Source organism: Rugamonas apoptosis (genome assembly GCF_014042355.1).
Lineage (GTDB): Bacteria > Pseudomonadota > Gammaproteobacteria > Burkholderiales > Burkholderiaceae_D > Rugamonas > Rugamonas apoptosis.
In genome coordinates, this window is sequence record NZ_JACEZU010000008.1 from 181,777 (window position 1) to 197,510 (window position 15,734).

Below are 15,734 nucleotides of genomic sequence, written 5' to 3' on the forward strand. Positions count from 1 at the left end.
ACGCCGCGCGGTCAGCGCCGATTCGACGCCAGACGCAGGCGGGCCACCTGGCTCGTTCCTGCGTTTTTTTTCGTCCCGACGGCCACAGCCAGCTCGGGCCGGGCGGGCGGGTCGTCCAGCTTGAACAGGGTGACCGCTTGCGACAGGCTCACGGCTTGCTGCTGCAGGCTGCAAGCGGCGGCGGCCGCCTGTTCCACCAGCGCCATGTTCTGCTGGGTGACCTGGTCCATCTGGACCATGGCGTGGTTGACGTCCTGCAGCCCGGCCGCCTGCTCGGCGCTGGCCTGGCTGATCTGGCTGATGATGTCGCCCACCTGGCGCACCGAGGTGACGATATCGGCCATGCTGGCACCGGCTTCCTCCACCGACCGGCTGCCCCCTTCGATCTCGGCCACGGATTGCGCGATCAGCGCCTTGATCTCGCGCGCCGCCGTGGCCGAGCGCTGGGCCAGCGTGCGCACTTCGCTGGCCACCACGCCGAAGCCGCGCCCATGCTCGCCGGCGCGGGCCGCCTCCACGGCCGCGTTCAGCGCCAGCAGGTTGGTCTGGAACGCGATGCCGTCGATCACGCCGACGATCTCCACCACCTTGCGCGAGCTGCCCCGGATCGAGGCCATCGTCACTTCCAGCCGCTGCACCACGCTGCCGCCGCGCACGGCGAAACCGGTGGCGCTGCGGGCCAGTTCATTGGCCAGTTGCGCGTTGCTGGCCGTCTCGCTGACGGTGGCCGTCAATTCCTGCATCGAGCTGGCCGTCTCCTCCAGCGAACTGGCTTGCGCTTCCGTGCGCTCCGACAGGTCGGCGTTGCCGGCCGCGATCTCGCGCGAGGCGCTGTCAATGGTCTGGGCCGAGGCCAGGATGGTGCGCAGCGTGGTGTTCAGGTTGCGGATGCTGGTGTCGAGCGCGCGCGAGGTTTCCGCGATCTCGTCCTTGCCGTAGCTGCGCTGCTTGACGGTCAGGTTGCCTTCGGCCAGGTCGACGGCGGCTTCGCCGATCTCGCGCACCTCCTTCAGCAGCGCGTTGCGCACGGCCATCGTCACCAGCAGCGACAGCGCGATCGACAGCGCCACCACCACCGGCAACAGGGTCGACAGGGTGCGGAACTGCGCCTGCGCGTCCTGGTAGGCCTGTTCGCCCAGGCTTTGCTCCAGCCGCGACAGCTGTTCCAGGCGCTGGGCCAGCGCATCGAACGCGCGCTCGGCCTTGGACATGGCGTTGGTGGCCATGGAGGAGTCGACCGAGCTCATTTCCACCACGTCGCCGATGGCCTTCACGTACAGCGCGTGGGCCGCGTGCGATTCGGCCACCAGCGCGTGCTCGCCGGCGCTGGCGCCGGTGGCCTGTTCCAGCTTGCCGTACTGGCCGTCGAGCGCCGCGTGGCGCGCGTGGATCTCGCGCACCAGCGCGTCCACGCGGGGCGCGGAGAAGCTGGCGTTGATCCAGGTCAGCAACTGGTACGCCTGCGTGTGGGCGCGGTTGGCGCCGGCCACCAGGTCGGCCGCCGCCTTGCTGCGCGCGGCGCGCTGCTGCACCAGGTTTTCCAGCAAGCCGTTCTGGCGCACCAGCCCGTAGTAAGCGCCGGCCGACAGCACCACCAGCAGCAACAGCACCACGCCGGGCGCCAGCAGCAGCTTGGGACCTATCCGTAGTTTGCTCAGCATAGTGTTCCAGACCCGAAAAGGAAGCATGGCGCGGGCCGCCGCGCCGGCGCGCCGTCAATGCTTGTAGATGCCTGCCTCCAGCGCCACGTCGCCCACCCGCAGCACATAGGTGGACTTGGCTTCCACCTTGCCCGTCTCCGGATTGCGGAACTTGTAGTCCACCCAGCCATGGCCCTTGCCCTTGGCCAGCGCCAGCAACTCCTGGCGGAACGGCTTGCCGTCGGCGTCAGGCACGTCCAGCAGGTTTTTGCCGATCAGGGCCTTGGTGGGATGGGCGACGGTGATGCCGTCCAGGTCGCGCATGGCCAGGTACAGCGCGCCCTGGTTGAATTCCGGATCCTTGTTGTTGATCTTGGCGATCATGTCGGCCTTGCCGTGCTGCTTGACGAACTGGGCGCCCCGCTCGGCCAGCGCCACCGCATCCTTCTCGCCGGGCGCCGCCAGCGCAAGTTGACAACACAACAACAATGCCACATACAGCAGCTTGTTCATGGTGGTTCCTCTTGTGGATGTCCCGCATCCCGGCCGCGCCGCCGGACGGGTATGATAGGCGGCGAGGCGTTACCCCGGCCGGCCCCAGACTCGTTCTTGCCTGAGCGCATGTCGTAATCTACGCCGTCCCGTCCGCCGCAATCTTGCGCTGGCTCAATCCATCGGCTGCCACGCGCGGCCAACAACTGGAGTCGCATGAAACCATCCATTAAAGCGGCACTGTGGTCGGCGCTGGCATTTCCCGGCCTGGGCCACCTGCTGGTATTGCGCCGCCCCCTGCGCGGCTGCGCCTTCCTGCTGCCGACGGCGCTGGCCTGGGCCTACCTGCTGGGCCACCTGCTGCCGCTGCTGAACACGTTGAGCGAACAACTGGCCAATGGCAGCCTGGCGCCCGATCCCGAGCAGATCGCGCAGCGGGTGACCGAGGCCGGGATGGGTGGTGCCGGGCCCGGCGTGGCGCTGGCCGTGTGCACCGTCTGTTGGATAGGCAGCGTGGCGGACTCGTTCCTGGCCAGCCCACGCCCGCAGCCATGAGGACGACCCCAGGTCATCAAACAAGCCACATAGTGATTACTGCCAAGATAATTATGTTGCGCTGCTCCCATGGCCAGACTGTACTTTCTCCCCGGGAACTGTCACCATACCGGAGTAGATTATTGACCATCAGTCGCAACACCTTGAAGGTTCCGGCCTGCCTGTTTCCTTCCCTGGAACCCATGCATGACTAACACATTCCGGCCCGCACGGGCCGCCGCGATCCGGGCCGGCCAGGCGGCCGCCCTGCTGCTGTTGCTGGGCGTGCGCGCGCCAGCCGCCGGCGCCATCACGCCCGGCGGCGACCAGGACTTGACGACGCTGCCGCTGGAGCAGTTGTTGGCGCTCGACGTCTACAGCGCCTCGCGCTACAGCCAGCAGACCAGCGAAGCACCGTCCAATGTGACCGTGATCAGCGCTGGCGACATCCGTGCCTACGGCTGGCGGACCCTGGCCGACGTGCTGCGCAGCGTGCGCGGCCTGTACGTGAGCTACGACCGCAACTACAGCTACCTGGGCGCGCGCGGCTTCCTGCGCCCGGGCGACTACAACACCCGCTTCCTGGTCCAGATCGACGGCAACCGCATCAACGACGCCGTCTACGACCAGGCCCCGCTGGGCGAGGAATTCCCGCTCGACCTGGAACTGGTGGAGCGGATCGAATACGTGTCCGGCCCCGGCTCGTCCGTGTACGGCGCCAACGCCTTCTTCGGCGTGATCAACGTGATCACGCGCCGGCCCCAGGAACTGGAAGGGGTGCGCGCCACCGTGGACGGCGGCCAGGCCGGCAGCCGGCGCGGCACCGGCAGCTACGGCTGGCGCGACGGCCACGGCAACGAGCTGCTGTTGGCCGCCAGCCGCTACAAGAGCGACGGCCGCGACCAGTACTACGCCGTCTACGATACGCCGCAGCAGAACAACGGCGTGGCCCACGGCCTCGATTACGAAACCTCGCAGCGGCTGTACGCCAAGGCCATCAGCGGCCCATTCACGCTGTCGCTGCTGCACGGCGACCGGCCCAAGGGCGTGCCCACCGCCTCGTTCAGCCAGGCTTTCAACGACCCGCGCTCGCACACCGTCGACACCCAGAACTACGTCAGCCTCGATTACCGCGACACGGTGGCGCCGGCCACGGAACTGAGCGCGCGCCTGTACTGGGGCAGCTACGATTCGCTGGGCGACTACGTCACCGACAACGCCGAGCGCACCCTCAACCGCGACTTGAGCAACGGCCGCTGGTGGGGCGCCGAGGCGCGCATGTTGTCAACCGCCGTGGCCGGCCACAAGCTGATGGTGGGCGCCGAATACCAGCACGACTACCGGCTGCGGCTGCTCAACTATGATCTGGCGCCTTACCAGTCCTACCTGAACGAAAACCACGCCGGCCAGCGCTATGGTCTGTTCCTGGCCGACGAGCTGCGGCTGGCCGCGCCGCTGCTGCTGAACGCCGGCCTGCGCTACGACCACCACACCAGCACCGGCGGCGTATTCAATCCGCGCGTGGCGCTGATCGACCAACTGGCGCCCGACACCACCCTCAAGGCCATCTACGGCAGCGCCTACCGCACGCCCAACATCTACGAGCGCTACTACGCCTTCATCGGTGACGGCGGCCAGTTGGCCAACCCGGCGCTGGCGCGCGAGCGCATCCGCAGTACGGAACTGGTGCTGACTCGCCAGTGGCAAGCCAGCCGCCGCCTGACCGTCAGCATGTTCCATAACGACGTGTCGGGCCTGATCTCGCAAGTGACGGATGCGGCCAGCGGCCTGCCCATCTTCCTCAACACCGGCACGCCCTCGGCGCGCGGACTGGAGGCCGAATATGAGCACAACTGGAGCCCCGAGGCCCGGCTGCGCGCCAGCTACAGTTGGCAGCGCGTGCACCGGGACGGCGCCGACACCGTCGATTCGCCCGTCCACCTGGCCAAGCTCAATCTCACCCTGCCCCTGGACGGACCATGGCGCGCCGGGCTGGAAACCCAATACATGGGGCCGCGCGACACGGTGCGCGGCGGGCGCACGGGTGGCTTCCTGCTGGCCAACCTGAACCTGTTCAGCGTGCGCCTGACCCGCCACACGGACCTCGCGTTCAGCGTGCGCAACCTGGGCGACCGGCGCTACGCCGACCCGGTGGCCGATTCGCAAGTGCTCGATACCGTGACCCAGGATGGCCGGCGGCTGAGCGCCCGCCTCACCGTCGACTACTGACGCCATGACCAGCCGCCCCGCCCCGTTCCCCCACGCCGACCGGCCGCCGCGCGCGCCGCGGCGACTGGGGCTGCGCGCGCTGGCGCGACTGGGGCTGCGCGGCCTGCTGCTGGCGGCCTGCTGCGGCTGCGGACTGGCGTCGGCCCAGGTGACGGAATACGACGTCAAGGCCGCCTTCGTGTTCAACTTCGCCGTGTTCACGGAATGGCCGGCCGAGGCCCTGCCGGGCGGCGCGCCATTGCAGCTGTGCGCCTTTCCCGGTAACGCCTTGCATGGCGCCCTGGCCGCACTGGGCGACAAGCAGATTAACGGCCACCGGGTACAGTTACGCCAGCCCGGCAACGGCGCCAGTGCGCGCGCCTGCAACGTGCTGTTCCTCGATGGCCAGGACCGCGACCGGTGGCACACGCTGCGCCCGGAACTGGCCGGCGCCAGCGTGCTGACGGTGGCCGACGATCGCGTGATCGGCGCCGCCGGCGCCGTGCTGGCGCTGACCGTGGACCACGCCCGCATCGTGTTCGACGCCGACCTGGCGGCCGCCCGCCTGGCCCGATTGACCATCAGCTCCAAGCTGCTGCGCCTGGCCAGGAGCGTGCAATGATCGCCCGCGCCAGGATCTCCACCCGCGCACTGGGCCGGCGCGTGGCGCACTTGAACATGCTGGCCGCCGGTGCCGCGCTGGCACTGGCCGGGGTGCTGCTGATCGTGGTCCAGTTCATCGCCCTGCGCGGCGCCCTGGTGGACGACTTGCAGGTGCAGGCCCGCATCGTGGGCAGCAACAGCAGCGCCGCCCTGATGTTCCAGGACCGCCGCGCCGGCGCCGAAACGCTGGCCGGCCTGGCCGCTTCGCCCCACGTGCAGAGCGCCGCCATCTACGGGCCGGCCGGCGCGCTGCTGGCCAGCTACCAGCGCCTGCCCACCAGCGCCCTGCCCCTCGCCGGCCCGCCACTGCCGCCCGCACATCATGCGTTCAGCGCGCGCCACGTGGAAGTGACGGAACCTGTGAGCGCCAACGGCGCGCGCATCGGCACGGTGCTGATCCGCGCCACGATGACGCCGCTGTTTGAACGCCTGGCCAGCTTCGCCGGCTTCACGCTGGTGGTGGCGGCCGGCTCCTACGCGCTGGCCTGGCTGCTGGTGGCGCGCATGCGGCGCGCCGTGCAGCGGGCCGAGGACCACTTGCATTACCTGGCCCACGTCGACCCCATCACCGCCCTGCCCAACCGCAACGCCTTCAACGACAGGCTGGCCACGGCGCTGGAGCACGCGGAGCGGCAGGAAACCAGCGTGGTGCTGCTGCTGCTCGACCTGGACAACTTCAAGGTGGTCAACGACACGCTGGGCCACAACAGCGGCGACGCCCTGTTGCAGTTGGTGGCGCAGCGCCTGACAGATACCTTGCGCAGCACTGATGTCATTTGCCGCATCGGCGGTGACGAATTCGTCGTCATCGTCGAGCCGCACGAGGACGAGACGGAGCCGGACGCCGTGGCGCGCAAGATCCTGCACGCGCTGGCCACCCCGTTCCAGCTGGAGCACCACCTGCTGTACGTGAGCGCCAGCATCGGCGTGAACGTCTATCCCCAGCACGCGCGCGACGAGCAGGCGCTCATGCGCGGCGCCGACACGGCCATGTACTACGCCAAGAACCGGGGCAAGAACGATTACGAAACGTTCAAGCCGGAGATGGAGCAGTTGGCCCGCAAGCGGCTCCAGCTGGAAGCGAACCTGCGCCGCGCGCTGGAGAACGATGAACTGAGCCTGCACTACCAACCCCAGGTCGACGTGCGCAGCGGCCGCATGACGGGGCTGGAAGTGCTCACCCGCTGGACCTGCCCGGAACTGGGCTCGGTCAGCCCGGCCGAATTCATCCCCGTGGCGGAAGAAAGCGGCGTGATCGTGCCGCTGGGGCGCTGGGTGCTGCAGACAGCCTGCCGCCAGGCGGCCGCCTGGCACGCGGCCGGCCTGCTCGACGAGATCAGCCACGTGGCCGTCAACCTGTCCGCCTGCCAGACGCGCGACAGCGATTTGATGGCCGACATCCGCGCCATCCTGGACGAGACGGGGCTGCCGCCTGCATTGCTGGAACTGGAGATCACGGAAGGGGTGCTGATGGAGAACGTGCATGCCAACCTGGCCCTGATGCAGCAGATCCAGACGGCCGGCATTCATTTGTCGATCGACGACTTCGGCACGGGCTACTCATCAATGTCCTACCTGAAGCGCTTCCCCATCGACCAGTTGAAAATCGACCGCAGCTTCGTCAACGACGTGCCCGGCGACGGCGCCGCCATCGCCACGGCCATCATCGCCATGGCGCACAGCTTGAATTTAAAGGTGGTGGCGGAAGGGGTCGAGACGGCACAGCAGGTATCCTTCCTGCGCGAGGCCGGCTGCGACGTCATGCAAGGCTACTACTTCGCCAAGCCGATGGCGCCGGAAATGCTGGAGCGTCTGCTGTCCGAACGACGCCAGTTCCTCGCTGCCTGAACAGAACAAAAGAGGCAAAAAAAAATCGGGGACGAACCCCGATTTTTTCTGCCCCGAATATGTCGGCCCTGGATCAGGCCAGCTTGGCCGAGTGCTCGCGGGTGGCGTGGAACTTCAGCTTGGGCCAGCGCTCTTCCGTCAGGCGCAGGTTGACGGAAGACGTGGCCAGGTAAGCCATGTTGCCGGCCGCATCGTACGCCACGTTGTGACCCAGCGCCGATTCGAAATCGGACAACGCCTTCTTGTCGTCGCTCGACACCCAGCGTGCGCTGCTGATGCTGGTGCCTTCGAACACGGCGTCCACGCCATATTCGTTCATCAAACGGCTGGCCACCACTTCGAACTGCAGCACGCCGACGGCGCCCAGCACCAGCTCTCCGCCCTGCACCGGCTTGAACACCTGCACCGCGCCCTCCTCGCCCAGCTGCTGCAAGCCTTTGTGCAGCTGCTTGATCTTGAGCGGGTTGCGGATGCGTACCGAACGGAAGAAGTCCGGCGCGAAGTACGGGATGCCGGTGAAGGTCAGCATCTCGCCTTCCGAGAAGCTGTCGCCGATCTGCATGTTGCCGTGGTTGGGCAAGCCGATGATGTCGCCAGCGTAGGCCTCTTCCACCTGTTCGCGCGAGGACGCCATGAACGTCACCACGGACGACACCTTGATCTCGCGCCCCAGGCGCAAATGCTTGACCTTCATGCCGCGCTCGAAACGTCCCGAGCACACGCGCAGGAAGGCGATGCGGTCGCGGTGGGCCGGGTCCATATTGGCCTGGATCTTGAACACGAAGCCGGTGAACGGCTGCTCGACCGGATCGACCACGCGCACGGTGGCGTCGCGCTCACGGGGCGCGGGCGCCCAGTCCACCAGCGCCGACAGGATTTCACGCACGCCGAAGTTGTTGATGGCCGAGCCGAAGAACACGGGGGTCTGCACGCCGGACAGGAACTGCTCCAGGTTGAATGGATGCGAGGCGCCGTGCACCAGCTCCACTTCCATGCGCAGCTGGTCCATCTCCAGCGGGAACATCTCCTGCAGGCGGGGATTGGCTATGCCCTTGATGATCTCGAACGCGCCGTCGGCCTTTTCCTCGCCGGCCTTGAACAGCATGATCTCGTCCTTGAGCAGGTGGTACACGCCGCGGAAGTTCTTGCCCATGCCGATAGGCCAGGTGACGGGCGCGCACTGGATCTTGAGCACCGACTCCAGCTCGTCCAGCAGTTCCAGCGGATCGCGCGTCTCGCGGTCCATCTTGTTCATGAAGGTGACGATGGGCGTATTGCGCATGCGGCACACGTCGAGCAGCTTGATGGTCTGCGCTTCCACACCCTTGGCCGCGTCGATCACCATCAGCGCCGAATCCACCGCCGTCAGCACGCGATAGGTATCTTCCGAGAAGTCCTGGTGGCCGGGGGTGTCGAGCAGGTTGATGACGTGGTCGCGGAATTCGAACTGCATCACCGAGGAGGCCACGGAAATGCCGCGCTGCTTCTCGATCTCCATCCAGTCCGACGTGGCGTGGCGGCCGCTCTTGCGGGCCTTGACGGTGCCGGCCATCTGGATCGCGCCCGAGAACAGCAGCAGTTTTTCCGTCAGCGTGGTCTTACCGGCATCGGGGTGGGAAATGATGCCGAAGGTGCGGCGGCGCTGCACTTCGCGCGCGATCAGGGCGGGGGTTTTGGCGCTGGCCTCGGGGGCTGCGTCGGCGATCTGGTCTGGTGTTGTGTTTTCGGTATCGTTTGCCATATTGGTGACCATAATATGGCCCCGCAAAAAACCCTCGATTTTACCGGCAGTTGGCTCTTTCGTGTGAACTGTTTGCGGGCGCGCGCCCCTCACGAAGCGCTCACGGGGCGCGCAACGAACCAGTCCGCGCGCCCTGTGACCTGGCGCCATCCTTTGGCGCCTTACTTTGCCTTACTTTGCCTTACTCGCCCTTGACCCGGCGCCAGCCCACCCGGTGCGCCTCGGCCGACTTCAGTTCCTGCAGCGAGGTGGTCTTGGTTTCCCCGGTGGCCATGGTGGAGATCATTTTCAGGCCGCCCGCCGGCAGGCGGATGATGATGAAGCCCACCGCCGCCGAGGTGTTCGACAGCGTGGCGCCGGCCGGGTTGCCGGGAATGGCGTTGCCGGTGCAGACGTCGACCTGGTAGGCGTTGCTGGAACCACCCACCTGGCACGAGGACGAGGAGGACGGGATATTGGTCACCACGTTGGCCACCCCGCTGACGATCTGCGGATCGAGGTTCATGCGTTCGCCGGGATTCAGGCTCCAGTCGAAGAACCAGCCATCCTTCTGACTCAAGTCGACCGGGTTGCTGGTAATGGCGTAGGTATTGCTGTTGCTGCTAGATCCGGCCAGGCTCAGGGTCTGCTGCACCATGGTGGCGCCACGGATGTTGGCGATGGTGCTGCCGCTGTCCTTGAGCAGGTACAGGCTCTGGGTGTCCGTATTGGAGATGTCGGGCAGGTCCAGCAGCCGCCCGGTGCCGAACAACACCACACGCTGGGCACTGGTGGTGGTGGTGGTCACGCCGCCGGTGGTGGTGGTGGTCTGCACTTCGCACAGGGTCACGTCGGGCCGGGTGGTGATGGGCTTGGTGGCGCTGGCGTCGCCCATTTTCAGCACCGTCACGGCACCGGTGACGTTGGTCAGGTCAAAGCGCCACATCTGGCCCTGGTTGTCGCCGCCGTAGATGTAGGTGGTGTTGGGGTCGATATTGGGATCGGTGCTGATCGAGGTGATCTTGGCCAGGCCCGATGGCGTGGTGGTGTCGCCCGAACCGGTGGAGATCTTCTTCAGGATGGCGCCGGTCTTGACGTCGACGATGAACAGGTAGCCCAGGCCGCTGCCGCCGGCCACGCCGTCGGCGCCCGGCACGTTGTTGTAGCCGGACGTGAGGAACACCACCCACTTGCCGCCCCACACGCCGAATTGCGGGTTGCCGAAGGTCAGGCCAATATCGGCATCGCTGTGGGCGCACACGGCCGAATCGGCGCACAGTTCCCACAGCGCCTGCGGATTGGCGGGGTCGGTCACATCGAGCGCGTAGTAGCCGCGCCCGCCCCCGTTCAGGCCCGCCACCAGCACCGAGGCCCAATTGGCGCCCAGCTTGACGTCGGCCAGTTCGGGCGAGCCGTCCGTGGTGAACTGGTGGTTGGTGCCGTAGGTCGTGCCGGCCAGCGCGTACAGCTTGCGCTGGGTGATGCGCGGCACATAGGCCCACAGCTCATCGCCGGTGGCGGCGCTGAACGCGTGCAGCATGCCATCGTTGGCGGCCGTGAACACGGTGCCGGCACGCCCCGCTTTGTCGGTCTTGAACTGGGCATAGCTGGCGTCCGGATAGTTCTTGCGCGGGTCACGCAGGTAGGCCGGCTTGGACGAGGCGATATCGCCCAGCACGATGGGCACCGGGCCGGTGGCGCCGGCCGGCGTGTTGGAGGTCATCGTGTAGGCGCGGAAGCGGTTGTTGTCGGCGTACTGCTGCTGCCCGCGCAGCCAGCCGATCAGGTTGTCGCCGGTGTTGACGATGCCCTTGTCGGCCGCCGACAGCAGCGTGCACTGGGACAGGGCCGCGCACTTGTTATCGAACCACGTCTTCTGCAGGTCGGACATGTTGCTGTAGTAAAAATCGGTGAGGGCCGTGTTGGACTGGTCCAGCATCAATATCTTGCGGGTGTCCGTGCTGGCGGCCACCTTCTTGCCCACCGTGTCGGAGCTGATCCAGGTGTAGGCCGTGCTCACGTCGCCGGTGGTGGGGTCGATCTTCTTGTCCGACAGTTCGCCGTACCACTTCACGGTGGTGAAGGTGTCCGAGAAGATGTCGTTATCCTGCAGCGAGATGTTGGGCGTGGAGGTGGCCGCCGCTGCCGCCGCGCCCAGGCGGATCTGCATGTTGGCCAGCGCCGCGCTCAAGCCCTGCACCACTTCCTTGGGCTGCGAGGCGCTGAAGTACTTGCCGTGGCCGTTGATGGCCGCGTGCCACAAGTCATCCACCCGTTCCTGCACCGTGCTGGCGGTGTTGGTCACATCCGGATCGGGCCAGACGTAGGCGCCGCCGCCGTTCCATGGGCAGCCGGAGGTGGCGCGCGTGATCAGGTTGTAGAAGTCGCCGCCCGCCTTAGGCGCCGTGTCGTAGTTGGGTTCATACGACATCACCCCGTCCACGCCCAGGCCCAGCGTGTAGGTGTTCATGTGCAGGTGGGTGTTCTCGCCCGCTCCGGCCGGCACCGAGCCGGGCTTGCTCATGTCCGGCTCCAGCGGCGGGCGCAGCGATATGGTACCGGTGTCCGAACCGCCGTTATACCAGTGCAGCGAGACGTCGGAAATGGATGGCTGGGTCTGGGCGCGGGTGTCCACGCAGCCGCGCGCGTAGGTGCAGAAGCGGCTCGCATTCTCCACGTTGTCGTTGTTGACCACGTTGTTGGTGGAGCTGCCGTTCCAGTAGCCATCCGTCGTGAGGATCATGAAATTCTGCTGGCATGGGTACTGCACCACTTCCGAGCCGGCCGCATAGTTGTACGGCGTCAGGTTGGCGAACATACGGCCCACGTTGTCCATCGCCCCGCGGATCGGCGTCGAGCCGGAGGTGGTGGTGTTGTACAGCGTGGTGTACCAGGTGGAACGGGCCGAGCCCGTGAAGTCAGCCGGCACCATGTCGATGGCCGCGCCCGCGCCCGCGTTGGACAGCTTGACGTAGCCCACCTTGTAGTTGGAAGTGATGGCCGAGAAGGCGATGCCGACCGAGGTCTTCATCATTTGCAGACGGGTCTTGTAGTACACATACCAGTTGGCGAAGTTGGTCATCTCCTCCGTGTAGGTGCAGACCCCGGCCGAGGCCACGCAATCGACCCGGTCGACTCCCTTGGGATAGGTCTGGCCCGTCACCAGGTTGACGCGCGCAAACGTGCTGGGCGCGCCCGAGCCGGACGACAACGCCGCCGTCGTGGTGGGGATGGCATCGGGCGAGCTGGTGGCGGCCGTGCCGGTGAAGGTCACATTGCTCAGGCCGGTGCCCGTTGGCGCGGCGCCGTTGGTGGCGGCGGCCGTGTCGATCAGGCACAGATAGTCGGGCGTGGCGGCCGCGCAGATGGCGGTGACGGCATTGCCGCCCGCATAGGCGCGGATGGTGCCGGTGGCGCCAATCGCCGTCACCAGCTTGGAAATGGTGTTGACGGCCGTGACGTTCTTGCCGATGGCCACGTTGCTGGCCACCGTCGTCGAGCCCAGCTTGATGTTGGTGACCGTGGGGCTGCCGCTGTTGGGGGTGGTGCCGGCGGCCTGCAACAGCGCCGTGGGCGGCACGCCGGTGGTGGCCGGCGTGGGCGTGACGGTGGGCGCCGTGACGGTGATGCCCCAGCCGGTGCGCGAATTGTCCGTCACCGTCACGCAGTTAGCGAGCGATTTGGTGCCGCTGCAAATGACGGGCACCACGGCCACCACGTTGTCGGCCGTCAGGTTGATGCCGAACGCGCTGGAACAGGTGGGCACGGAAGGCTGGCCGCTGTTGGCCGTCTTGACGCAGGCGTAGTACTGATTGGTCAGGCCGGTCTTGGCGATGATGCTGGCGGCCAGGGCGGCGGCCATGTTCTGCTGCTTGATGGCGGTGTTGGTACCGGTGCTGGCTGTCACGGTGCCGTTGGTGATGGTGCGCGCCGTGCTGGGGTCGGGAATGGTCACCGAGGTGATGGTGAGCGAGGACGAGGAAGCCGAGGCGCCGATGGCGATGGTGCCATAAGAGGCGTTGGCGCCGGAGGCGGTCGAATAATTGGGGTAGATGTAGGCGCCCACCCGCTTGGCCTGGCAATTGGTAAGCAAAGTATTGTTACACCAGCGCACCTTGACCGGTATCGGATAACCGGACGGCGCCGCCGCTCCCACCGAGGTCGACACGCAGCTCGTCATGGTGGTATCGGTGCAGTACTGGGCCACGCCGATGGTGTAGTAATACGGCCCGGTGCTGATGGCGGTGGCGCTGGTGAAGGTGTTGTCGGGATAGGTGTAGCCGGCCGTGTTGGTGTGGCACGACGAGCTATTGCTGGGGTCGCACCACTTCAAGTCGGGGAAGCCGCTGATCAGGTTGATGGCGGTCGAACTGCTGCCGTATAAGTCCGTCTTGTGGGCGTTGAAGCCGTCGCCGCTGACCACGGTCCAGGCGCTGGTGTTGGCCGAGGTCTGCTCCGGATAATAGGTGCCATCGGACTTGATGGGCGGCTGGTAACGGATGGCCGGATTGTAGTACTGCTTGTTGAAGTCCGGGCTCATGAACGGCGGATGGCCCACGTTGCAGGCCATCACCCCCTGGGCCAGGGTGGAACTGGAGCGGCACAGGTTGTCGTTCACATAGTCCGGCGTGTAGGACTGGTCCATCGAGCCGGAATTGTCGAACAACAGCATCAGATTGGGTTTGACGGTGCCCGTGCCCGTGATGTTGAGCAAGGGCACCTGGGCGATCTGGGTCTGGCCAGCCCAGGCCATGAGCGGGGATGCCAGCAACAGCGGCAGGCAGGCGCGCAGCGCGGCGCGTACGTAAGTCGGCAAGGTTTTCATGTTGATTCCTATCTGAAAAAGCAGCCTTACGGCCCCATCATCACAACAGCCTGGGTGACCACATTGCCGCCCCGTGGGCCGGAGATGCGCGCCGTGACCACGTAATGCAGTTGCGGCTGGCCCTGGTAACTGGGCGCGTTCGACGCCAGGCTGGAGCCCACCGGGGTGGGCGCGGCCACGTCGGACTTGGCGGCGCTGAGCATGCAGTTGTTCTTGGGCGGACCGACGTCGTTGTACAGACCAGCGAAATCGCACATGCGGTGAATCACGTACTGGACCTGGTTGCCGGCCGTGTCGGCGATGGTGACGGAACCGGCCCAGAACTGGGGCGAACTGACGGTCCAGGCCCCGTTCAGGGTGGCCACATAGCCCTGGGCGGGCACGTTGTTGTTGAGCACCGCCTTGCTGGGCAAGCCCTTGAGCCAGGCGAAGGCCGTGTGCACGCCCAGGTCGGCCGCCTTGCTGAGCGAGGAATCATAGGCCAGGTTGGCCGTCGTGAGGGTGGTCGAGGTGCTCGACTTGAGCAGGTAGATGCTGCTGACCAGCATCACGGTCAGCATGATCAGCATCACCGGCAAGGCGACGCCAGCCTGGCGGCGGGAGCGTGGCAGCGACATCATGGCCTCCATTCCGCGTTACGCAACGATACGATGGTTTCGAACACCCGGTAGCGGTAGCACTTCCAGCTGATGGGGTCGCCCGCCACGGCCACATTGACGGCGATCGGCACAGCCGCCACGCCGGCCGGCGCCGCGCTGGTAAACACTTGCGGCTGCACCGTGGTGGCCGTGCACTGGCCGTTGCTGCCCGGCTTTTCCGCGCTCTTGCTGCGCGCCACCACGGCGATGCGCACCGCCGCGATGCGCTGGAAGTCGCCGGCACCGCCATTGTCGGCGTCGTTGTCGGCGTTGATCATGATGCTGCTCCACTGTCCCACCTGGATGCCGTTCTTGTCGGGCGCCGGATCGTAGCTGGCCAACACGCGCGTGTCGAAGCCGTACTGGGCCTTGATGGACACCACGTTGTCGATCACCGACACGGCCTGCTGCGAGGCGCCGGCCAGGTCGGTGGCGCGCAGCAACAGGATGCCGTTGTTGACCGACCAGGTGTGGAAGGCCAGCCGGCTGCCCTGCCCCAGGTTGTAGATGCGGGCCTGGCCGGGCCCGAAATTGGCGCCCAGGCCCGCGGCCGTGTTGTAACGGTAAGCGGCGCTTGGCGAAAAGTCGATGGTGTCGTCATTGGGCGCGGCCAGGATGGAGGCCACCTGGGCCAGCGCGCACTTGCCGGCGCCGGCCGGTTCCGGCGCCACCAGCAGCACGTCGCCCGGGGTGAAGTTGTAGGGCGGGCGCGAGGTGGTGCGGATGCTGCTGCCGCCGGCGTAGGCGGCCGTGTTCTTCACCGAGCCCACGGCGGCCGCCGAATTGCCGGTGTAGAAGCTGATGCGATCCGGATTGGCGCCGCCATTCTCGATGATCACGGCCGACATGGGCGTGATGTTGGCGCCGTTGCGGGGCACCGGCGCCAGCGTGTAGCCGTTGGCGTCGGTAAACACGGTATCGCAGCCGGCCACCAGGGTGTCGTTCAAGCCCCAGCCGGCCTGGGAGGCGTCGTTTTGCATGGAAAACAGCGCCAACATGCCGTTCTGCATGGCGTCCGAACCGCCCAGCGAGGCGTTGCGGTTGATCTCGGCGTTGGTAATCAGGCGCGTGGCGAACAGCAGCGCCAGCATGCCCACCACCACGCTGACCATCAGTTCAACCAGCGAGAAGCCGCCGCGCCGGTATAAGGAGAGAGAGTTCGTCAT

Annotated in this window: 10 protein-coding genes; 4 read left to right on the forward strand and 6 right to left on the reverse strand. The window is 66.5% G+C overall.

The annotated features are described in order from the left end of the window. Nucleotides 1-11 precede the first annotated feature (11 nt). Both H3H39_RS17105 and H3H39_RS17110 read right to left on the reverse strand, forming a co-directional pair. Nucleotides 12-1,661 (reverse strand): methyl-accepting chemotaxis protein, encoded by a 1,650-nt coding sequence (locus H3H39_RS17105; protein ID WP_182154716.1) that lies wholly within the window; start codon nt 1,659-1,661, stop codon nt 12-14. A 54-nt stretch (nt 1,662-1,715) separates the two neighbouring features. Next, the gene (locus H3H39_RS17110; protein ID WP_182154718.1) at nt 1,716-2,153 is read right to left on the reverse strand and encodes a cache domain-containing protein; all 438 of its coding nucleotides are present in this window, start codon (nt 2,151-2,153) and stop codon (nt 1,716-1,718) included. Nucleotides 2,154-2,348: 195 nt separating this feature from the next. Between H3H39_RS17110 and H3H39_RS17115 the strand changes: the two genes are divergently transcribed. The 4 genes from H3H39_RS17115 (at nt 2,349) to H3H39_RS17130 (ending at nt 7,385) form a co-directional block, all read left to right on the forward strand. Beyond that, nucleotides 2,349-2,687, forward strand: coding sequence for a hypothetical protein (locus H3H39_RS17115; RefSeq protein WP_182154720.1), 339 nt, complete (start codon nt 2,349-2,351; stop codon nt 2,685-2,687). Nucleotides 2,688-2,873: 186 nt separating this feature from the next. Further along, nucleotides 2,874-4,895 (forward strand): TonB-dependent receptor plug domain-containing protein, encoded by a 2,022-nt coding sequence (locus H3H39_RS17120; RefSeq protein ID WP_182154722.1) that lies wholly within the window; start codon nt 2,874-2,876, stop codon nt 4,893-4,895. Nucleotides 4,896-4,899: 4 nt separating this feature from the next. After that, nucleotides 4,900-5,496: a YfiR family protein gene (locus H3H39_RS17125; RefSeq protein WP_182154724.1), complete on the forward strand. Its 597-nt coding sequence runs from the start codon at nt 4,900-4,902 to the stop codon at nt 5,494-5,496. Continuing rightward, nucleotides 5,493-7,385 carry a putative bifunctional diguanylate cyclase/phosphodiesterase gene (locus H3H39_RS17130; RefSeq protein WP_182154726.1) on the forward strand — a complete coding sequence of 631 codons (1,893 nt, stop codon included), beginning with the start codon at nt 5,493-5,495 and terminating at the stop codon, nt 7,383-7,385. The genes H3H39_RS17125 and H3H39_RS17130 overlap by 4 nt, the downstream gene beginning before the upstream one ends. Before the next feature lie 73 nt (nt 7,386-7,458). Here H3H39_RS17130 and H3H39_RS17135 read toward each other — a convergent pair whose 3' ends face one another. The 4 genes from H3H39_RS17135 to H3H39_RS17150 all read right to left on the reverse strand — a co-directional run bounded on the left by H3H39_RS17135 (nt 7,459) and on the right by H3H39_RS17150 (nt 15,734). Further along, complete coding sequence (locus H3H39_RS17135) at nt 7,459-9,126, reverse strand: peptide chain release factor 3 (RefSeq protein WP_182154728.1); 1,668 nt, start codon at nt 9,124-9,126, stop codon at nt 7,459-7,461. Nucleotides 9,127-9,307: 181 nt separating this feature from the next. Then, complete coding sequence (locus H3H39_RS17140) at nt 9,308-13,930, reverse strand: PilC/PilY family type IV pilus protein (protein WP_182154730.1); 4,623 nt, start codon at nt 13,928-13,930, stop codon at nt 9,308-9,310. Nucleotides 13,931-13,956: 26 nt separating this feature from the next. Continuing rightward, complete coding sequence (locus tag H3H39_RS17145) at nt 13,957-14,550, reverse strand: pilus assembly PilX family protein (protein WP_229218107.1); 594 nt, start codon at nt 14,548-14,550, stop codon at nt 13,957-13,959. Further along, on the reverse strand, nt 14,547-15,734 hold the full coding sequence (locus H3H39_RS17150) for a PilW family protein (RefSeq protein ID WP_182154734.1): 1,188 nt from the start codon (nt 15,732-15,734) through the stop codon (nt 14,547-14,549). Before H3H39_RS17150 ends, H3H39_RS17145 begins: the two co-directional genes overlap by 4 nt.

What these genes read in the sequence shown, in the direction of transcription:
- H3H39_RS17105 (WP_182154716.1), bottom strand. Translation starts at nt 1,661, where the DNA reads ATGCTGAGCAAACTACGGATAGGTCCCAAGCTGCTGCTGGCGCCCGGC.
- H3H39_RS17110 (WP_182154718.1), bottom strand. Translation starts at nt 2,153, where the DNA reads ATGAACAAGCTGCTGTATGTGGCATTGTTGTTGTGTTGTCAACTTGCG.
- H3H39_RS17115 (WP_182154720.1), top strand. Translation starts at nt 2,349, where the DNA reads ATGAAACCATCCATTAAAGCGGCACTGTGGTCGGCGCTGGCATTTCCC.
- H3H39_RS17120 (WP_182154722.1), top strand. Translation starts at nt 2,874, where the DNA reads ATGACTAACACATTCCGGCCCGCACGGGCCGCCGCGATCCGGGCCGGC.
- H3H39_RS17125 (WP_182154724.1), top strand. Translation starts at nt 4,900, where the DNA reads ATGACCAGCCGCCCCGCCCCGTTCCCCCACGCCGACCGGCCGCCGCGC.
- H3H39_RS17130 (WP_182154726.1), top strand. Translation starts at nt 5,493, where the DNA reads ATGATCGCCCGCGCCAGGATCTCCACCCGCGCACTGGGCCGGCGCGTG.
- H3H39_RS17135 (WP_182154728.1), bottom strand. Translation starts at nt 9,126, where the DNA reads ATGGCAAACGATACCGAAAACACAACACCAGACCAGATCGCCGACGCA.
- H3H39_RS17140 (WP_182154730.1), bottom strand. Translation starts at nt 13,930, where the DNA reads ATGAAAACCTTGCCGACTTACGTACGCGCCGCGCTGCGCGCCTGCCTG.
- H3H39_RS17145 (WP_229218107.1), bottom strand. Translation starts at nt 14,550, where the DNA reads ATGATGTCGCTGCCACGCTCCCGCCGCCAGGCTGGCGTCGCCTTGCCG.
- H3H39_RS17150 (WP_182154734.1), bottom strand. Translation starts at nt 15,734, where the DNA reads ATGACGAACTCTCTCTCCTTATACCGGCGCGGCGGCTTCTCGCTGGTT.